The organism is Sphingomonas sp. (assembly GCF_965200135.1).
Taxonomy (GTDB): Bacteria; Pseudomonadota; Alphaproteobacteria; order Sphingomonadales; family Sphingomonadaceae; genus Sphingomonas.
In genome coordinates this window covers 25662-41997 of the sequence record NZ_CBDATK010000011.1, presented here as the reverse complement: position 1 = coordinate 41997, position 16336 = coordinate 25662, and the positions used below count along the sequence as shown (strand labels likewise).

Sequence of the window (16336 nt, the reverse complement as noted above, 5' to 3'; positions counted from 1 at the left end):
TCTTTCGCATCGTCTCCCACCACTCGTCCGTCATCCGTAACCGGCGGACCAAGCCGCCGACTGTGCGCTGGCGTCGGCGACGCGCGATCCGTTTTGGTGTTACCTTTGCTCACTTTTGGGCCGCGCGGCGGCCGCAGATGGAGCTTGATCGCACGATCGTCGGCGACTCCCGTCCGAAGCGATCGACCGCCGCCGGCTCAACCCACCGCCGCGCGCACCGTCGCGCCCAGCAGGCGGAACTCCTCCGCGCGCGCATGACCGCGTCGCCAGGCGAGCGCCACCTGCCGCTCGGCCCCCTCGACCGCTTGAGACCGGACCCGCGTCCCCGCCAGCATCCCCGCCTCGACCGCCATCGCCGGCAGCAGCGTAAAGCCCAGCCCGGCATCGACCAGCTGCACCAGCGTCTGCAACGTCGACGCCACCAGCGGCGCCTCGCCCGCATCGGTCGGCAGGTCGCAGGCGGCGAGCGCATGGTCCTTCAGGCAATGACCGTCCTCCAGCAGCAGCAGCCGGCTGCTGTCGAGTTCGTCGAGCGGCAGCATCGCATCCATCGCGCCGTCCGCGCTGGCGAGCAGCAGCTTGTCCGCCAGCACCGGACAGCTCTCCACCTCCCCGCACTCGACCGGCAGCGCCAGCAGCACGCAATCGAGGCTGCCGCGCCCCAGCGCCTCGCACGCCGCGCCGGTCAGCATCTCGCGCACGATCAGCTTCAGCCGCGGCCACGCCGCCGCGACGGCGGGCAGCACGCGCGGCAACAGGAACGGCGCCACCGTCGGGATCGCCGCGAGCCGGACCGTGCCGACCAGCGGCTCGCGCGCGCCCTGTGCGGCGGCGAGCAGGTCCTCCGCCGCCCGCACCACGCCGCGCGCCCTCGCCACCACGTCCTCGCCCAGCGGCGTGAATGCTACCGTCCGCCGCGTCCGCTCGACCAGCGTCGCCCCCAGCGTCCGCTCCAGCTCGGCGATCCCGACTGACAGCGTCGATTGCGTGACGAAGGTCGCCGCCGCGGCCCGCCCGAAATGGCCGTGCTCGTGCAGCGCGAGCAGGTAGGAGAGCTGGCGGAGCGAAGGCAGCGCGCTAATCGGACGATCCAATCACAGAAATAGGTTTAATTCGTTGGACCGATTTATCCTCCCCGTCCATTGAGGATCATCATTCAGCGCCGGAAGGACGAACCCATGGACGCCATCACCTCGGGCAGCCCGCTCAACGACCCCCAGAAGAAGGCCGCGACCAAGCGCAAGCTGCTCGGCCAGACCAGCCGCGACTGGTGGCCGGAGTCGCTGTCGCTCCAGATCCTGACGCAGAACGGCACCTCGCCTAGCCCCTACGGCCGCGACTTCGATTATCGCGAGGCGTTCGAGAGCCTCGACTACTGGGCGGTGAAGAGCGACCTTACCGCGCTGATGACCGACAGCCAGCCCTGGTGGCCCGCCGACTACGGTCACTACGGCCCGTTCTTCATCCGCATGGCCTGGCACTCGGCCGGCACCTATCGCACCGGCGACGGGCGTGGCGGTTCGACCTCGGGGTCGCAGCGGTTCGCGCCGCTCAACTCGTGGCCGGACAACGGCAACCTCGACAAGGCGCGCCGCCTGCTCTGGCCGATCAAGCAGAAGTACGGCGCGGCGCTGTCCTGGGCCGACCTGTTCATCCTCGCCGGCAATGTCGCGATCGAATCGATGGGTGGGCCGGTGTTCGGCTTCTCCGGCGGGCGCGAGGACGTGTTCGAGGCGGAGCGCGACATCTATTGGGGCACCGAGCAGGAGTGGCTCGGCCAGACCCGCATCGACGACGAGGCCGGGATGGCGCTGGAGGAGCCGCTGGCGGCGATCCAGCACGGCCTCATCTACGTCAATCCGGAGGGGCCGGGCGGCAAGCCCGACGCCAAGGGCTCGGCGCGCGACCTGCGCGAGACGTTCTCGCGCATGGCGATGAACGACGAGGAGACGGCGGCGCTGACCGCCGGCGGTCACACCTTCGGCAAGGCGCATGGCGCCGGCGACGCCTCCAAGGTCGGCAAGGAGCCGGAGGGCTCCGACATCGCGCACATGGGTTTCGGCTGGCAGTCGACGCACGGCAGCGGGATGGGCGACGACACCATCACCTCGGGCATCGAGGGCGCGTGGACGCCGACTCCGACCGAGTGGGACCAGACCTATCTGGAGATGATCCTCGGCCACGATTACGAGCTGGAGAAGAGCCCGGCGGGCGCCAACCAGTGGCACCCGGTCGGTGACCCCACCGACACGCTGGCGCCTGCCGCGCACACCGCGGGCAAGCAGGTCCCGACGATGATGACGACGGCCGATCTCGCGTTCAAGGACGACCCGAAGTACCGCGCCATCCTGGAGCGGTTCCGCGCCGACCCGGCCTATTTCGCCGATGCCTTCTCGCGGGCCTGGTTCAAGCTGACCCATCGCGACATGGGGCCGCGCAGCCGCTACCTCGGCCCCGAGGCGCCGACCGAGGACCTGATCTGGCAGGACCCGATCCCCGCCGGGACCGAGCTGAGCGACGCCGACGTGACGGCGCTCAAGGACAGGATCGCCGCCTCCGGCCTGACGATCGCGCAACTGGTCAAGACCGCCTGGGCGTCCGCCTCGACCTTCCGCGGCTCGGACAAGCGCGGCGGCGCCAACGGTGCGCGCATCCGCCTCGCGCCGCAAAAGGACTGGGCGGTCAACGAGCCGGCCGAGCTGGCCAAGGTGCTCGCGGTCTATGACGGCATCAAGGCCGACCACGGGTCGGTCAGCATCGCCGACCTGATCGTGCTCGGCGGCAATCTCGGCGTCGAGCAGGCGGCAAAGGCGGCAGGCCACGACGTCAGCGTGCCCTTCACCTCGGGCCGTGGCGACGCGACCGCCGAACAGACCGACGCCGACAGCTTCGGACCGCTGGAGCCCAAGGCGGACGGCTTCCGCAATTACCTCAGCACGAAGTTCACCGTGCCAACCGAGGAGCTGCTGGTCGACCGCGCACAGCTGCTCGGCCTCAGCGCGCCGGAGATGACGGTGCTGGTCGGTGGCCTGCGTGTCCTCGGCGCGAACCACGCGGATGCGGAGAAGCACGGCGTCCTCACCGACCGTCCGGGGCAGCTCACGACCGACTTCTTCGTCAACCTGCTCGACATGGCGACGGCGTGGAAGCTGGTCAGCGAGGAGTCGGACGAGGAGTTCCTGGGCACCGACCGCCTCACGCACGAGCAGATGTGGACCGCATCGCGCACCGATCTGGTGTTCGGCTCCAACTCGCAGCTGCGCGCGCTGGCGGAGGTCTATGCCTGCGACGACGCCAAGGACAAGTTCGTCGCGGAGTTCGTCCAGGCATGGGCGAAGGTGATGGATTCGGACCGCTTCGACCTCGGCTGGGCGCCCTATACGGCCGGCGACAAGGACGTGCCCGCCAGCTGAGCGGGCGCACGTCGCGCATGATCGGGCCGTCGGCAGCGATGCCGGCGGCCCTTTCGTTTATGCGGGCGACAGCCTAGATTTGCACCATGCTCAAGCACATCCTTCGCGTTGCCGCGATCCTGCTGGTCCTGGTGATCGCCGTCATGGTCTATCTCGGCTGGCCCGATCCGGCGCGGGTGCCGATCGCGCAGGTGGAGGGTCAGCGGCCGAAGATTACCGACCCCCGCCGGCAATATATCCCGACGATGATCGTCGCCAACGCGGTCGGCTGGGCCGAGGGTCAGATGCCGACACCCGCACCCGGCCTCGCGGTGCAGCCCTTCGCGCGCGGGCTCGACCATCCGCGCTGGCTGTATCGCCTGCCCAACGGCGACGTGCTGGTCGCCGAGACCAACTCGCCGCCGCGCGAGGGCGGCGGTGTCACCACGCTGGTGGCAGGCTGGCTTATGAACAAGGGCGGCGCGGGCGTGCCGTCCGCCAACCGCATCACGCTGCTCCGGGATGCCGACGGCGACGGCGTGGCGGAGAGCCGGACGCCGTTCCTGACCGGGCTCAACTCGCCGTTCGGCATGACGGTGATGGGCGGCTACCTCTACATCGGCAACACCGACGCGGTGGTGCGCGTGCCCTACACGCCCGCCGCGACGCGGATCACCGCGAAACCGGAGCTGGTCGTCAAGCTGCCCGGCGGCGGCAACCACTGGGCACGCAATCTGCTCGCCGCACCCGACGGCAAGCATTTGTTCGTGACGGTCGGCTCGTCGTCGAACATCGCCGAGAACGGCATCGAGGCGGAGCAGTATCGCGCCGACATTCTGGAGGTCGCGCCCGATACCAAGACGCTGCGGGTCTATGCAGCGGGCCTCCGCAATCCCAACGGCATGGCGATCAACCCGGTCACGCGCGAGCTGTGGACCGTGGTCAACGAGCGCGACATGCTCGGCTCGGACCTCGCGCCCGATTACCTGACGCAAGTCGAGCTGGGCGATCATTTCGGCTGGCCCTGGTATTATTGGGGCGGCTATCCCGATACCCGCGTGGAGCCCGAGAACCCGGCGCTACAGGAATATTCGAAGCGCCCCGATTACGCGCTGGGGCCGCACGTCGCCGCCCTCGGCCTCGCCTTTTCCAACGAGGTCCGGCTGGGCGGCACCTGGGGCAGCGGCGCGTTCATCGGCGAGCACGGCTCGTGGAACCGCAAGCCCGTGTCGGGCTACAAGGTCGTCTACGTGCCCTTCGCCGGCTCGGGTTTCCCCCGGCCGGGTGCCAAGCCGGTTGACGTGCTCACCGGGTTCCTGGATGCCAAGGGCGACGCGCGCGGGCGGCCGGTCGCGGTGATCGGCGACTCTCATGGCGCGATGCTGGTCGCTGACGATGTCGGCAACACGATCTGGCGAGTAACGGCGCGGCAGCAGACCGCTGCCCGCTAGGAGGACCGGCCGGTGGGCAGCAGCGGCGCGTAATCGGCGAGGGTGTAGGGCTTCGGCACACGCCCGCCGCGTAGCAACGTGAAGTAATGCTGCACGATCATGCCCATCTGCTCCAGCCCGTATTCGTGCAACGACCGGCCGGGCACCAGCTGGTATTCGTAGTTCCGATCGAACGGCCCCCGTGCCCATACCCACCAGCCCAGCCCATACCATTGATAAACGTGCGTGCTCTCGTGCATGAACAGCGCTTTCAGACCGAGCGGCACCTCGGCGGCGCTGTAGTCGGGCCGATAGTCGGCGGGCGCGAAATAGATGCTGCCCGCCGGTGTGATGGCGCGCGTGTTGGGGAACGGCCACCAGAGGTTGTACGGGCGGACCCTCACACCATCCCAGACGCTGTCGGCGCCGAACACCGCCCGCAGCATGGCGGTCTCCCCGCCGGTCAGTCGCCGGCTGCCCAGGAACAGGCGCCGGATCACTTCAGGAGCTTGGGCGCTTCTGCTTCGATAGCCGCCTTGATCGGCCCGGCGAACATGGCGAGGAAGCCGGGCAGGTCGACGACGGCATGGACATGCTTGTCGAACACCGTCGCGGTGCTGACGATCGACTGGCCCATCGCCTGCACCGTGAAGTGCAGCGTGTCGCCGTCCCAGCGATGCTGCACCGACGCCCCACCGGGGATCTTCTCGCCCAACCGGCCGATGCCATCCTCCAGCCGCGAGCGGACGCCCGCCTTGCCGAGCTGATGCGGAATATCGAGGGTGATCGGGTTGGCCATCTGGGTCTACTTCGCGAAGAGGTTGGCGTCGTCTCCGAACGCCTTGAACTCCAAGGCGTTGCCGGACGGGTCGCGGAAGAACATCGTCGCCTGCTCGCCCGGCTCGCCTTTGAAGCGGACATGCGGCTCGATCCCGAAGACCACGCCCGCCGCGCGGACACGTTCGCTTAATTCTTCCCAGTCGGGCATGGTCAGCACCACGCCGAAGTGCGGCACTGGAACGTCGTGGCCGTCGACGGGGTTGCTGCTCTCCGCCTTGGCCGCCGCCGACAGATGCGCGACGATCTGGTGACCGTAAAGGTCGAAATCGATCCACTGGTCAGAGGAGCGCCCCTCGGGGCAGCCAAGGATGTCGCCATAAAAGGCGCGTGCGGCCGCGAGATCATGGACGGGAAAAGCGAGATGGAAGGGACGCATTGGTGACAACTAGCAAATCCTCCCCGGCACGGGGAGGTGGCATCGCGCAACGATGACGGAAGGGGGCGAGCCGATCAAGCGCACCGCTGGTGGAGAACCCCCGCCACCACACGAGCAAGCTGGCGCGGCCCCTCTCCCCGTGCCGGGGAGGATTGGCTACAGGCCATCCGTGCTCCGCTTCCCCGCCCTGTTTTCGCTCGCCCTCGGTGCCATCGCAGCGCTCGGTTTCGCGCCGCTGGAGCTGTGGCCGCTGACGCTGATCGGGCTGGCCGGATGGCTGTTCCTGGTTCACGCGGCCCCGACCTGGCGCGCGGTGGCATGGCGGGGATGGCTGTTCGGGCTCGGCCATTTCACCGTCAACAACAACTGGATCGGTCACGCCTTCGACCTCCAGGACACAATGCCGCACGCGCTCGGCTATGTCGCACCGCCGGCGCTGGCGCTGTATCTGGCGCTGTTCCCGATGGCCGCCGCGCTGCTGATGTGGCGGTGGCGCGGGCCAAAGCCGGACGCCGGGTTCGCGCTGATCGCGGGCGCGGCGTGGATCGCGACCGAGTGCCTGCGCGGGTGGCTGTTCACCGGCTACCCATGGGACCCGATCGCCGTGGCGTGGGTGCCGGTGCAAGATGTCGTCAGCGGGGCCGCATTGGTGGGTACTTATGCGCTGTCGGGACTCACGGTTACGGCTGCGGCGTTGCTGCTCATTCTTCCCCGCCGTCCTTGGCCTATCGCCGCTGCCGCTGGCGTGATCGCATTGGTCGGAGCCGATCACGCCTTCAGCTACCGGCGCTTCGCTCCACCGCCGCCATTACCACCGGTCACACCGCATCTCGTCGTCGTCCAGCCGAACATCAACCAGAACGAACGCAGCGACGACGACGCGCAGCGCGTGCTCGCCCCCCTCGTTCGACTATCGGGCAAGCCTGCCCCCTACCCCCGCCTGATCCTGTGGCCCGAAGGCGTCGTGCGGCCGTTCCTGGAGGACGGTTATCCCGACTGGGCCTATGAGGACGGCGAGCCCCGCGACCTCCGCCGCCGTCTCGCGCGGCTGCTCGGGCCACGCGACACGTTGCTGACCGGCGCGACCAGCCTCGCCTTCGGGCCGACGGCGGACATCACCGGCGCGGGCAACACGGTCTTCGCGGTCGGCGCCGACGCGCGGCTGCACGGCCGCTACGCCAAGGCGCATCTGGTCCCTTACGGCGAATATCTGCCCCTGCGGCAGCTGCTGGAGCCGATCGGCCTGTCGCGGCTTGTGCCGGGTGACATCGATTTCGACGCCGGGCCGGGGCCGCGCAATATCGTGGTGCCGGGGATCGGGCCGGTGGGCATCCAGGTCTGTTACGAGATCGTCTTCTCCGGCCGCGTCGTCGACCCGAACCATCGTCCGGTGCTGCTCTTCAACCCGTCCAACGACGCTTGGTTCGGCAGGTGGGGACCGCCGCAGCATCTGGCGCAGGCCAGACTGCGTGCGATCGAGGAAGGGCTGCCGATCGTCCGATCGACCCCGACCGGCATCTCCGCCGTGATCAATGCCGACGGCGCGCTGATCGCCCACCTCCCGCTCGGTCGGGCTGGCGCGCTGACCGTGCCGTTGCCCCCGCCGCTGCCGCCGACGCTGTTCTCGCGCTGGGGCAACTGGCTGGCGCTGCTCACGGGCGCGTTGCTCGTCGCGGGAGCCGTTGCCTTGCGCCGTCGCCAGCGCTAGATGCTCATATAAAGCTTTCCTTATATCAGCAGGTTCTCCGATGCGCTCTTCCTACCTGTTCACGTCCGAGTCGGTGTCGGAGGGTCATCCCGACAAGGTCGCCGACCAGATCAGCGACGCCGTCGTCGACCTGTTCCTCTCGACCGACCCGGAGGCGCGTGTCGCCTGCGAGACGATGGTGACGACGCAACGCATCATCCTTTCGGGCGAGGTCCGGTCGTCGGATCGCACGATCGTCGATGCCGACGGCAACCTGACCGACGAGGGCAAGCGCAAGATCGAGGAGGTCGCGCGTGCCGCCATCAGGCGGATCGGTTACGAGCAGGAGGGCTTTCACTGGCAGACCGCGACGTTCGAGAACAACCTCCACGCCCAGTCCGCCGAGATCGCGATGGGCGTCGATTCGGCGGGCAACAAGGACGAGGGCGCGGGCGATCAGGGCATCATGTTCGGCTATGCCACCGACGAGACGCCCGACCTGCTGCCGGCCACGCTCTATTACTCGCATCGCATCCTGGAGCGGCTCGCCGCCGACCGCCATTCGGGCGCCGCGCCGTTCCTGGAGCCGGACGCCAAGAGCCAGGTGACGCTACAGTATGAGAACGAGAAGCCGGTCCGCGCCACCGCGCTGGTCGTCTCGACGCAACACAAGCCCGGCTATGCGGAAAAGGGCCAGAACGCCGACCCTGCCAAATATGCCGAGCTGCGCGACTATATCGTCGGCGTCCTGAAGGACGAGCTGCCCGACGGGTTCGTCACCGACGAGACGGCACTCTACGTCAACCCGACCGGCGCGTTCGAGATCGGTGGGCCGGACGGCGACTGCGGTCTGACCGGGCGAAAGATCATCGTCGACACCTATGGCGGCGCGGCCCCGCACGGCGGCGGCGCGTTCAGCGGCAAGGACCCGACGAAGGTCGACCGTTCCGCCGCCTATGTCGCACGCTATCTGGCGAAGAACGTCGTCGCCGCCGGGCTGGCGACACGCTGCACGATCCAGCTGTCCTATGCGATCGGCGTCGCCGAGCCGCTGTCGCTCTATGTCGACACGCACGGGACCGGCACGGTCGACGAGGCGAAGATCGAGGCGGTGCTGGCCGACATCCTGGGCAGCAAGCTGACCCCGCGCACGATCCGCACGCATCTGGGGCTCAACAAGCCGATCTATGCGCCGACCGCCGCCTATGGCCATTTCGGCCGGCAGGCTGACGGCGACCACTTCACGTGGGAGCGGACCGACCTCGTCGACAAGCTCAAGGAGCGGCTGGCGGCGTGAAGGTCCTCGCGCTCGCCCTGCTGCTCGCCGCGCCGGCGGCGGCGCGGGACGAGCGTGCGGCCGTCTCCGTCGCCGAGCAGGCGGCGGTAGCGCTGGCGACCGCGCGCGGCGCGCTGATCTACGCCTACGATCAGGCGGCGTGGCACGGCACCGATGACATGCTGGCCAAGGTGCGCGAGCCAGCCACGAAGGTCGCCGGCTACATCGCCGATGGTCCGGCGGCGTCGCCCCGGCTGATCTTCTATGATCGCCAGTCGACACCGCACGCCTTCTACGTCGCGCAGTTCCGTGATGGCCGGCTTCAGTCCGGGCGGGTGCTCGGGCCGGACGAGGATCGCGCGCTCTCGCCCGCGAACCTGCAGCGGCTGAAGGCACTCGCGGCGGCGAACATCGCGGTGCGGCAGGCGGGTGTCCGCCCGTGTGGGTCGTCGTCCTTCAATACCGTCGTCCTACCGGTCGATCCCGTATCGGGCGTCGTCCGCGTCTATTATCTCACGCCGCAGTCGGATCGAGCGCACCTGCCGTTCGGCGGGCATTATGCAGTCGATGTGGCGCCCGACGGCACCGCCGGCACGCCGCACGCCTTCAGCAGGAGCTGCCTGGAAATGCTCGTGCAACCGCCCGCTCGCGCGAACGGCGCGACGGCGGTGGGGGTGACAATCACTCATCTGCTCGATCCGGTGCCGACGGAGATCCACGTCTTTTCGTCGCTGGCGATCAGGCTGCCGATCTTCGTGCTGACGACGACCCCGACACCGCGCCTGTGGACAGTCGACGGCGGACGGGTCAGCGGCCCGCGCCCGGTGCCCGTGCGATGAGCGTTCGGAGCCTGTTCGCGACGCAGCTATACGAGGGCGCGCTGGACGATCCGGCGCTGCTGGCCGAGCTGGAGCATTCGGTCAGGACGCTGGCGCAGGACGACGGTGCGGGGCGGCGTTGGGCGCGGGAGCATGGCTATCGCGGCTACACCTCCTATGCCTCGCTGGAAGATCTGCCGATGCGCGATCCTGCGTTCGCGGCGCTGAAGCGGCACCTCGATCGGCATGTCGCGCGGTTCGCCGAGGCTTGCGCGTTCGACCTCGATCGCAAGCTGCGGCTCGACAGCCTGTGGGTCAATTTGTTGCGCGGCGGTGGCGCGCATAGCGGGCATCTGCACCCGCACAGCGTTGTTTCCGGGACTTTTTATGTCGCGCTGCCGCCGGGTTCGCGAGGGTTGAAGCTGGAGGATCCCAGGCTGCCGATGCTGATGGCGGCGCCGACCCGTCGCGCCGATGCGCCGGAGGGCCAGCGGACCTTCGTCGAGCTGACGCCCATGCCGGGCACGATCCTGTTGTGGGAGAGCTGGCTGCGGCACGAGGTGCCTGCGGGGACCGGCAAGGGCGAGCGGATCAGCGTCAGCTTCAACTATCGGTGAGGCTCGCTAGTCCAACAGACGATGACGTTGCTGACACGGAAGTTGGCGACGGTGACGCTCAGCGGCAGGCCGAAGCCGGTTAGAACCGGTACAACGCGGTGACGCGCGCCAGTTCGTTCATCCGACCGCGGGCGCCGTTCGCATAGAGCCGGTGACGGGTCAGTCGATCAGGGGTCACACCGACCCGGCCCATCACCAACCCGGCATCGATGCCGATCGCGAGTCCCTGCTCGACGGTCCGGCCATAGCCGACCAGCATCGCGGGGCTGAACCGCCGCCCCGCGCGCAACGCGCCGGCGCGGAACGGTTGCAGATAGCGCAACGACTCGGGATCGGCGGCCACCGGCCGAGGTCGCCCCGCGCGTCCGAACAAGTGCCCCCCGCCCGACAGATGGAACTTGCCCCCTTCGAACGGGAACAGGTCGACCATCGAGCCGCCATAGCCGCTCCGCAGCATCGAGCGGGGGTCGTCGATACGGAAGCTGGGATCGTCGGAGAGGATCGCCGACACGATCCGGAACGGACTGGCGACCCGAGCCGGTGGCGCGGGCACCTGCGTCATCGCGGCAACCAGGACGGGCGTGGCGGGCAGCGGTTCTTCGGCCGCAACGCCCGCCGCCGCCGTGGCGATCACCATCGCCGCCATCACCCTCGCCGATGCTCGCATGCCACCCCGCCTGCTCGCCGCGCGCCGAATCCACGGCACCTCTGACGCCACAGTGCTGCCACAAAGCGATTACCGCGTCATTGCCGCCCTCGGCCGGGTTGCGCCGGACTGTGCGGAAACGGGGCTGGTTGAAGCCAACTGGCGCGGCGGCTTGCGACCGCCTACAGCGCGCGCTTCCCTTTCCCCATCATATGAGTTCGCCATGGGTTTCCGCTGCGGCATCGTCGGCCTGCCGAACGTCGGCAAGTCGACGCTTTTCAATGCCTTGACCGAAACGGCCGCCGCACAGGCCGCCAACTATCCGTTCTGCACGATCGAGCCCAACGTCGGCAACGTCGCGGTGCCCGACGAGCGGCTGGAGAAGCTGGCGGCGCTCGCCCATTCGGCCAAGGTGATCGAGACGCAGCTGGGCTTCGTCGACATCGCCGGGCTGGTGCGCGGCGCGTCGAAGGGCGAGGGGCTGGGCAACCAGTTCCTGGCGAACATCCGCGAGGTCGACGCGATCGTCCACGTCCTGCGCTGTTTCGAGGACGGCGACGTCACGCATGTCGAGGGCAAGGTCGATCCGATCGCCGACGCCGAGACGGTGGAAACCGAGCTGATGCTCGCCGATCTGGAGAGCCTGGAGAAGCGCGTCCCCAACCTCGCCAAGAAGGGCGTGCAGGGCGACAAGGAGGCGAAGATCGCGGCGACGGTGCTGGGCCGCGCGCTGGACCTGCTGCGCGAGGGCAAGCCCGCGCGGCTGACGCAGGTGACCGACCCGGAGGAGGCGCGGCACCTGGCGCACGCGCAGCTGCTGACCGGCAAGCCCGTGCTGTACGTCTGCAACGTCGACGAGGGCGATGCGGCCGAGGGCAACGCGCTGTCCGCGCGCGTCTTCGCCAAGGCGGCGGCGGAGGGCGCGCAGGCGGTGGTGGTGTCGGCGGCGATCGAGGCGGAGATCGCGACCATGCCGCCGCAGGAGCGCGGCGAGTTCCTGGCCGAGCTGGGACTGGCGGAGACCGGCCTCGCCCGCGTCATCCAGGCGGGGTATCGGCTGCTCGACCTGCTCACCTTCTTCACCGTCGGGCCGAAGGAGGCGCGCGCCTGGACGATCCCGGTCGGCGACAAGGCACCGCAGGCGGCGGGCGCGATCCATTCCGATTTCGAGCGCGGGTTTATCCGTGCCGAGACGATCGCCTATGCGGACTATGTCGCGCTGGGTGGCGAAGCGGGCGCGCGTGAGGCGGGCAAGCTGCGGTCGGAGGGCAAGGACTATGTCGTTCAGGACGGCGACGTGCTGCTGTTCCGGTTCAACGTCTAGCGCGGACTAGGGGACCGGCAGGTGGAGAAGCAGACGGCGCTGCTGCTGATCGGGAATTTCGCGCTCGTGATCCCCCTGTCGCTCGGGCTGGCGCTGTGGTTCGTCACCCGGCTGCGGCGCAGGTCGGACCAGCCTGCGTCGCCGGGCGAGGCCGGTGTGACGATGGTCCCGGTACGCAGCCTTCAGCGGCGGTATCGGTTTCTCGGCGCCGCGCAGAACGGCATCAGCCCACGGCTGGAGGTCGCGCCCGACGGGCTGCGCTTCAAGGTGTTCAAGCCCGATCGCTGGGCCTTCGCCGACATCACGCGCGTCCACTTCTTTCCGCTGCCGTTCGTCACGCGGCTGGAGGTGCGGAGCCGGTCGGCCGGGCGCCTCTATATCGATCTCGCCGACAAGACGCGCGCCCGCGACTTCCTCCGCCTGCTGCCCCCGACATTGGCGTACACGCCGCGTGCGCGATCGCTGCGCGACGATCATGTCTGATTTCGCGCGCCCGCGGCATGGGGCATGGCGGTGCGATGCCGACGGGCATCGCGCACGGCGACGGGGCTGGCTCGCGGCCGCGTCGCATGCGAGAGAAGCGCGATGCCGTTCGTCCTCGCTCTTGCCGCGCTCCTCGCCGGCCCGATCGCGATGACGCCGCCGCGCGCGCTGCGGCACGACATCGCCGCCTATCCACGCATCGCCCGGCCCGCCACGGCGGCGGCGCGGCGCATCAATGCGGCGGTGGCGCGGCTGGACGCGGCGGTGCTGCGCGAGGCGGCGCAGTGCCGGCGCGATGCCGGACCGGGGCGGGGCAGCTGGGAGCGCGCGGTCACGGCCACCATGCGCGGCCCGGCGTTCGTCAGCTATCGGGCGACCGACGACGTCGATTGCGGCGGCGCGCATCCGAACGACAGCCATGCCGCGATCGTCTATGACCTCGCGACGGGCGCGCCGGTCGACTGGACCGCGCTTCTCGGCCGGCGGCTGGCGGGCACGCTGACGCCGGAGACGGTCGCGGACGGCGTCAAGATGGTGACGCTCGCCTCGCCACGGCTCTTCGCGCTCTATGCGGCGGGGTATGATGCGTCGCTGCGGGCGGAAGGCGCCCCGGCGGAGTGCCTCGGCCTCGTCGACACCGAAGGCTTCGGCGAACAGCCGCTGCAGGCCTGGCTGGACGGGCCGCGTGGCGCGCTGGTGCTGCAGTTCGACCTCAACCATGCGATGCAGGCATGCTCGACGCCGGTGGCGTTGAGCGCGGACGTGCTGCGACGCGAGGGCGCGAGCAGGCGGCTGGTGGCGGCGCTGCTCGCCGCGCGCCGAGCGGGACGACCGAGATGAACCGGGAGGGTACAGCGTGACGCGGACCACCATGTCGATCCTCGCCGCGGCGCTGGGGCTCGGCGCCTGCGCCTATCCCTACACGCCGCCGGCGCTGTCGCCGGTCACCGCACCTGCGCCAGCCGCGACGGCGGCCACGGAGCAGCGGTCGGTAGTGACGATCCTGATCTCGATCGACGGCTTCCGGCCTGACTATCTGGAGCGCGGCGTGACCCCGGCCTTGTCGGGACTGGCGCGGAACGGCGTCACCGGGCCGATGCTGCCGTCCTTTCCGTCCAAGACGTTCCCGAACCACTGGACGCTGGTGACCGGGCTGACGCCCGATCATCACGGCATCGTCGGCAACAATATGGAGGACGCGACCCGCCCCGGCGAGAAGTTCACCATGGCGACGGACGATCCGTTCTGGTGGAACGCGGCCGAGCCGATCTGGGTCACGGCGGAGCGCGCGGGGATCCGCACCGCGACGATGTTCTGGCCGGGCGCCAACGTCGCATGGGGCGGCACGCTGACCAAAGGCGAGAACCACGGCGTGCCGGTCGGCGGGGTGCGGCCACACGACTGGCAGCAATACAACATCGCGCTGAGCGGCGCGCAGCGGGTCGATGCGGTGGTCGACTGGCTGCGCCGCCCGGCGGCGACGCGGCCGCGGCTGGTGACGCTGTATTTCGATACGGTCGACACCGCCGGGCACGAGCATGGACCCGATGCGCCGGAGACCACCGCCGCCGTCGCCGAGGTGGACGGCCTGATCGCCAGGCTGCAACGCGACCTCGCCGGGCTGGGTCAGCCCGCCAACCTGGTGATCGTCGCCGATCATGGCATGGCGGCGACGTCGAGCACGCGCACGATTGCGCTCGACCGGATCGCCGACGTCGCCGATTACCGGGTGTTAGAGGCCGGACCGTATGGGTCGCTCTATCCGATGCCGGGGCGCGAGGCGGCGCTGGCGCGGGCGTTGACGCAGGCGACGCCGCACATGACCTGCTGGCCGAAGGCGGCGATCCCGGCGCGGTTCGCTTATGGCACCAACGCGCGCATCCCGCCGTGGCTGTGCCTGGCGGAGACCGGCTGGTCGATCGTCAAGACCGGGCCGACCGAGGCGTTCGCGGGCGGCAACCACGGCTATGACAATCGCGCGCCCGAGATGCGCGCGCTGTTCGTTGCCAGCGGACCGGCGTTCCGCGCCGGGGTGAGGCTGGCGCCGTTTCCGAATACCGACGTTGCGCCGTTGCTGCGCGACCTGATCGGATTACCCGCTGGCCGCGGACTTGACGGCGACGACGCGCCGTTCCGGCGTGCCCTGATCCGTTCCGACGAAAGGCGCTGACGTGCAGTATTTCGAGGATCTGGTGGTCGGCACGCGGAGCAGCTTCGGCCGCTATGAGGTGACGCGCGCGGAGGTGATCGCCTTTGCCGAGAAGTTCGATCCGCAGCCGTTCCATCTGTCGGACGAGGCGGCGGCGACGACGCATTTCGGGCGGCTGTCGGCGAGCGGGTGGCACACCTGCGCGATGACGATGGCGATGCTGGTCGAGAATTTGAAGGCGCACCGGCAGGCGGGGCTTGGTTCGCCGGGGATCGACGAGCTGAAATGGCTGAAGCCCGTCTATCCGGGCGACGTGCTGCGCTGCGAGAGCGAGCTGCTGGAGAAGCGGGTGTCCGCGAGCCGTCCGGAGATGGGGATCTTCAAGACGCGGCTGACGGTGTTCAACCAGGATGATGTCGCGGTGATGAGCTATCGGTCAAACGGGCTGATCCGGACCCGGCCCGATGAAGGCTCGGTCGACTAGAAGGGTCGATACCGGATCATGGCGTCCGCCTAGCGCAACGGCCGGGCGGGTCAGCGCAGGTGTCGACCTTGGCGCCGAAGGACTGTGGTTTCGACTGCGGGCCGCGTGCGCTCCCGGACGGGAGATCATCGCCGACCCGCAGCGTTCTACGGCAAGGCTGGTCCGTCAGTTGCGCCGGTCACGCCGGTTCTCGCGCCGCACCGCGCCCCGATCCTGACGGTACTCGCGGCGATAGTCCTGCCGCGCCTCGCCTCGTGCGGCGCGATATTGGTCTGGGGTCAATTGACCGTTGCCCAGCGCCTGTCGATCGGTGCGGCGACCCTGGGCGAAGGCGCGGTCGTCGCCGCGACGATCCTGGCGGAACGACTGCCAGTTCTCCCGTAGTTCGCGGCGGTCCTCGCGATACTCGGCACGCCCGCCCCGGGCCTGATATTGCTGACCGCGATACTGCTGACGGCCCTGCCAATAGCGCTGCTGGTTGCCGTTCCAGCGGAACGGGCGACGATACCGGTCGTACACGTAGATGCCATTGCCGGGATAATAATAGTCGCCGTACCAGCCATAGGAGGCGGGATAGTTGCCGTATCCGCCGCCATAGCCATAGCCGTCGTCATAGCCGTACCAGCCGCCATAGCCCTGCGCGTAGCCGACCGACACGCCGCTATAGCCATAGCCGTCGGTGCAGGCCGCGGTGCCGAAGCCGACGCCAAGGGTCAGGGCGGCGATCGCCAGGGACTTGAGCATGATGGGTTCTCCCGAACGCGAGACACGGCCGATACGCGCCGCCTGCCGTTGACAACGGCGAGCGGCACGC

General features: G+C 69.2%; 17 protein-coding genes. 11 read left to right on the top strand and 6 right to left on the bottom strand.

From position 1 onward, the window contains the following. Positions 1-197: 197 nt before the first annotated feature. The gene (locus ACOFKS_RS13290) at positions 198-1094 is read right to left on the bottom strand and encodes a hydrogen peroxide-inducible genes activator (RefSeq protein ID WP_419809735.1); all 897 of its coding nucleotides are present in this window, start codon (positions 1092-1094) and stop codon (positions 198-200) included. A gap of 84 nt (positions 1095-1178) precedes the next feature. Here ACOFKS_RS13290 and katG point away from each other — a divergent pair, with 84 nt between their 5' ends. After that, positions 1179-3413: a catalase/peroxidase HPI gene (katG, locus tag ACOFKS_RS13285; RefSeq protein WP_419809734.1), complete on the top strand. Its 2235-nt coding sequence runs from the start codon at positions 1179-1181 to the stop codon at positions 3411-3413. An 86-nt stretch (positions 3414-3499) separates the two neighbouring features. Next, positions 3500-4843 carry a PQQ-dependent sugar dehydrogenase gene (locus ACOFKS_RS13280; protein ID WP_419809733.1) on the top strand — a complete coding sequence of 448 codons (1344 nt, stop codon included), beginning with the start codon at positions 3500-3502 and terminating at the stop codon, positions 4841-4843. Here ACOFKS_RS13280 and ACOFKS_RS13275 read toward each other — a convergent pair. The 3 genes from ACOFKS_RS13275 to ACOFKS_RS13265 are packed head-to-tail and all read right to left on the bottom strand — an operon-like array spanning position 4840 to position 6038. Continuing rightward, positions 4840-5322 carry a vgr related protein gene (locus tag ACOFKS_RS13275; protein ID WP_419809732.1) on the bottom strand — a complete coding sequence of 161 codons (483 nt, stop codon included), beginning with the start codon at positions 5320-5322 and terminating at the stop codon, positions 4840-4842. The genes ACOFKS_RS13280 and ACOFKS_RS13275 overlap by 4 nt on opposite strands. After that, a complete protein-coding gene (locus tag ACOFKS_RS13270; RefSeq protein ID WP_419809731.1) occupies positions 5319-5621 on the bottom strand; it encodes a polyhydroxyalkanoic acid system family protein in 303 nt (100 codons plus the stop codon). The genes ACOFKS_RS13275 and ACOFKS_RS13270 overlap by 4 nt, the downstream gene beginning before the upstream one ends. A gap of 6 nt (positions 5622-5627) precedes the next feature. After that, complete coding sequence (locus tag ACOFKS_RS13265) at positions 5628-6038, bottom strand: VOC family protein (RefSeq protein WP_419809730.1); 411 nt, start codon at positions 6036-6038, stop codon at positions 5628-5630. A 169-nt stretch (positions 6039-6207) separates the two neighbouring features. Between ACOFKS_RS13265 and lnt the strand changes: the two genes are divergently transcribed. The 4 genes from lnt to ACOFKS_RS13245 are packed head-to-tail and all read left to right on the top strand — an operon-like array spanning position 6208 to position 10436. Then, a complete protein-coding gene (gene lnt, locus ACOFKS_RS13260; protein WP_419809729.1) occupies positions 6208-7746 on the top strand; it encodes an apolipoprotein N-acyltransferase in 1539 nt (512 codons plus the stop codon). A 40-nt stretch (positions 7747-7786) separates the two neighbouring features. Further along, a complete protein-coding gene (gene metK / locus ACOFKS_RS13255; protein ID WP_419809728.1) occupies positions 7787-9022 on the top strand; it encodes a methionine adenosyltransferase in 1236 nt (411 codons plus the stop codon). After that, positions 9019-9840, top strand: a complete 822-nt coding sequence (locus tag ACOFKS_RS13250; protein WP_419809727.1) for a hypothetical protein — start codon at positions 9019-9021, stop codon at positions 9838-9840. The genes metK and ACOFKS_RS13250 overlap by 4 nt, the downstream gene beginning before the upstream one ends. Continuing rightward, the gene (locus ACOFKS_RS13245; protein ID WP_419809726.1) at positions 9837-10436 is read left to right on the top strand and encodes a TIGR02466 family protein; all 600 of its coding nucleotides are present in this window, start codon (positions 9837-9839) and stop codon (positions 10434-10436) included. Before ACOFKS_RS13250 ends, ACOFKS_RS13245 begins: the two co-directional genes overlap by 4 nt. A 79-nt stretch (positions 10437-10515) precedes the next feature. On the opposite strand, the gene ACOFKS_RS13240 is transcribed toward ACOFKS_RS13245, so the two are convergent. Further along, positions 10516-11103 (bottom strand): hypothetical protein, encoded by a 588-nt coding sequence (locus ACOFKS_RS13240; protein WP_419809725.1) that lies wholly within the window; start codon positions 11101-11103, stop codon positions 10516-10518. A 202-nt stretch (positions 11104-11305) separates the two neighbouring features. On the opposite strand from ACOFKS_RS13240, the gene ychF reads away from it, so the two are divergent. The 5 genes from ychF (at position 11306) to ACOFKS_RS13215 (ending at position 15522) form a co-directional block, all read left to right on the top strand. Continuing rightward, the gene (gene ychF, locus ACOFKS_RS13235) at positions 11306-12406 is read left to right on the top strand and encodes a redox-regulated ATPase YchF (protein WP_419809724.1); all 1101 of its coding nucleotides are present in this window, start codon (positions 11306-11308) and stop codon (positions 12404-12406) included. Positions 12407-12427: 21 nt separating this feature from the next. Then, a complete protein-coding gene (locus tag ACOFKS_RS13230) occupies positions 12428-12889 on the top strand; it encodes a hypothetical protein (RefSeq protein ID WP_419809723.1) in 462 nt (153 codons plus the stop codon). Positions 12890-12991: 102 nt separating this feature from the next. Further along, a complete protein-coding gene (locus ACOFKS_RS13225; RefSeq protein ID WP_419809722.1) occupies positions 12992-13729 on the top strand; it encodes a hypothetical protein in 738 nt (245 codons plus the stop codon). Positions 13730-13760: 31 nt separating this feature from the next. Then, positions 13761-15059, top strand: a complete 1299-nt coding sequence (locus ACOFKS_RS13220) for an ectonucleotide pyrophosphatase/phosphodiesterase (protein WP_419809792.1) — start codon at positions 13761-13763, stop codon at positions 15057-15059. 1 nt (position 15060) lies between these two features. Further along, on the top strand, positions 15061-15522 hold the full coding sequence (locus tag ACOFKS_RS13215; RefSeq protein WP_419809721.1) for a MaoC family dehydratase: 462 nt from the start codon (positions 15061-15063) through the stop codon (positions 15520-15522). 165 nt (positions 15523-15687) lie between these two features. Here the strand turns inward: ACOFKS_RS13215 and ACOFKS_RS13210 are convergent, their stop codons facing one another. After that, positions 15688-16266 (bottom strand): hypothetical protein, encoded by a 579-nt coding sequence (locus ACOFKS_RS13210; protein WP_419809720.1) that lies wholly within the window; start codon positions 16264-16266, stop codon positions 15688-15690. Positions 16267-16336: the final 70 nt, after the last annotated feature.

What these genes read in the sequence shown, in the direction of transcription:
- katG (WP_419809734.1), top strand. Translation starts at nt 1,179, where the DNA reads ATGGACGCCATCACCTCGGGCAGCCCGCTCAACGACCCCCAGAAGAAG.
- ACOFKS_RS13280 (WP_419809733.1), top strand. Translation starts at nt 3,500, where the DNA reads ATGCTCAAGCACATCCTTCGCGTTGCCGCGATCCTGCTGGTCCTGGTG.
- ACOFKS_RS13270 (WP_419809731.1), bottom strand. Translation starts at nt 5,621, where the DNA reads ATGGCCAACCCGATCACCCTCGATATTCCGCATCAGCTCGGCAAGGCG.
- ACOFKS_RS13265 (WP_419809730.1), bottom strand. Translation starts at nt 6,038, where the DNA reads ATGCGTCCCTTCCATCTCGCTTTTCCCGTCCATGATCTCGCGGCCGCA.
- metK (WP_419809728.1), top strand. Translation starts at nt 7,787, where the DNA reads ATGCGCTCTTCCTACCTGTTCACGTCCGAGTCGGTGTCGGAGGGTCAT.
- ACOFKS_RS13245 (WP_419809726.1), top strand. Translation starts at nt 9,837, where the DNA reads ATGAGCGTTCGGAGCCTGTTCGCGACGCAGCTATACGAGGGCGCGCTG.
- ACOFKS_RS13240 (WP_419809725.1), bottom strand. Translation starts at nt 11,103, where the DNA reads ATGCGAGCATCGGCGAGGGTGATGGCGGCGATGGTGATCGCCACGGCG.
- ychF (WP_419809724.1), top strand. Translation starts at nt 11,306, where the DNA reads ATGGGTTTCCGCTGCGGCATCGTCGGCCTGCCGAACGTCGGCAAGTCG.
- ACOFKS_RS13225 (WP_419809722.1), top strand. Translation starts at nt 12,992, where the DNA reads ATGCCGTTCGTCCTCGCTCTTGCCGCGCTCCTCGCCGGCCCGATCGCG.
- ACOFKS_RS13220 (WP_419809792.1), top strand. Translation starts at nt 13,761, where the DNA reads ATGTCGATCCTCGCCGCGGCGCTGGGGCTCGGCGCCTGCGCCTATCCC.
- ACOFKS_RS13210 (WP_419809720.1), bottom strand. Translation starts at nt 16,266, where the DNA reads ATGCTCAAGTCCCTGGCGATCGCCGCCCTGACCCTTGGCGTCGGCTTC.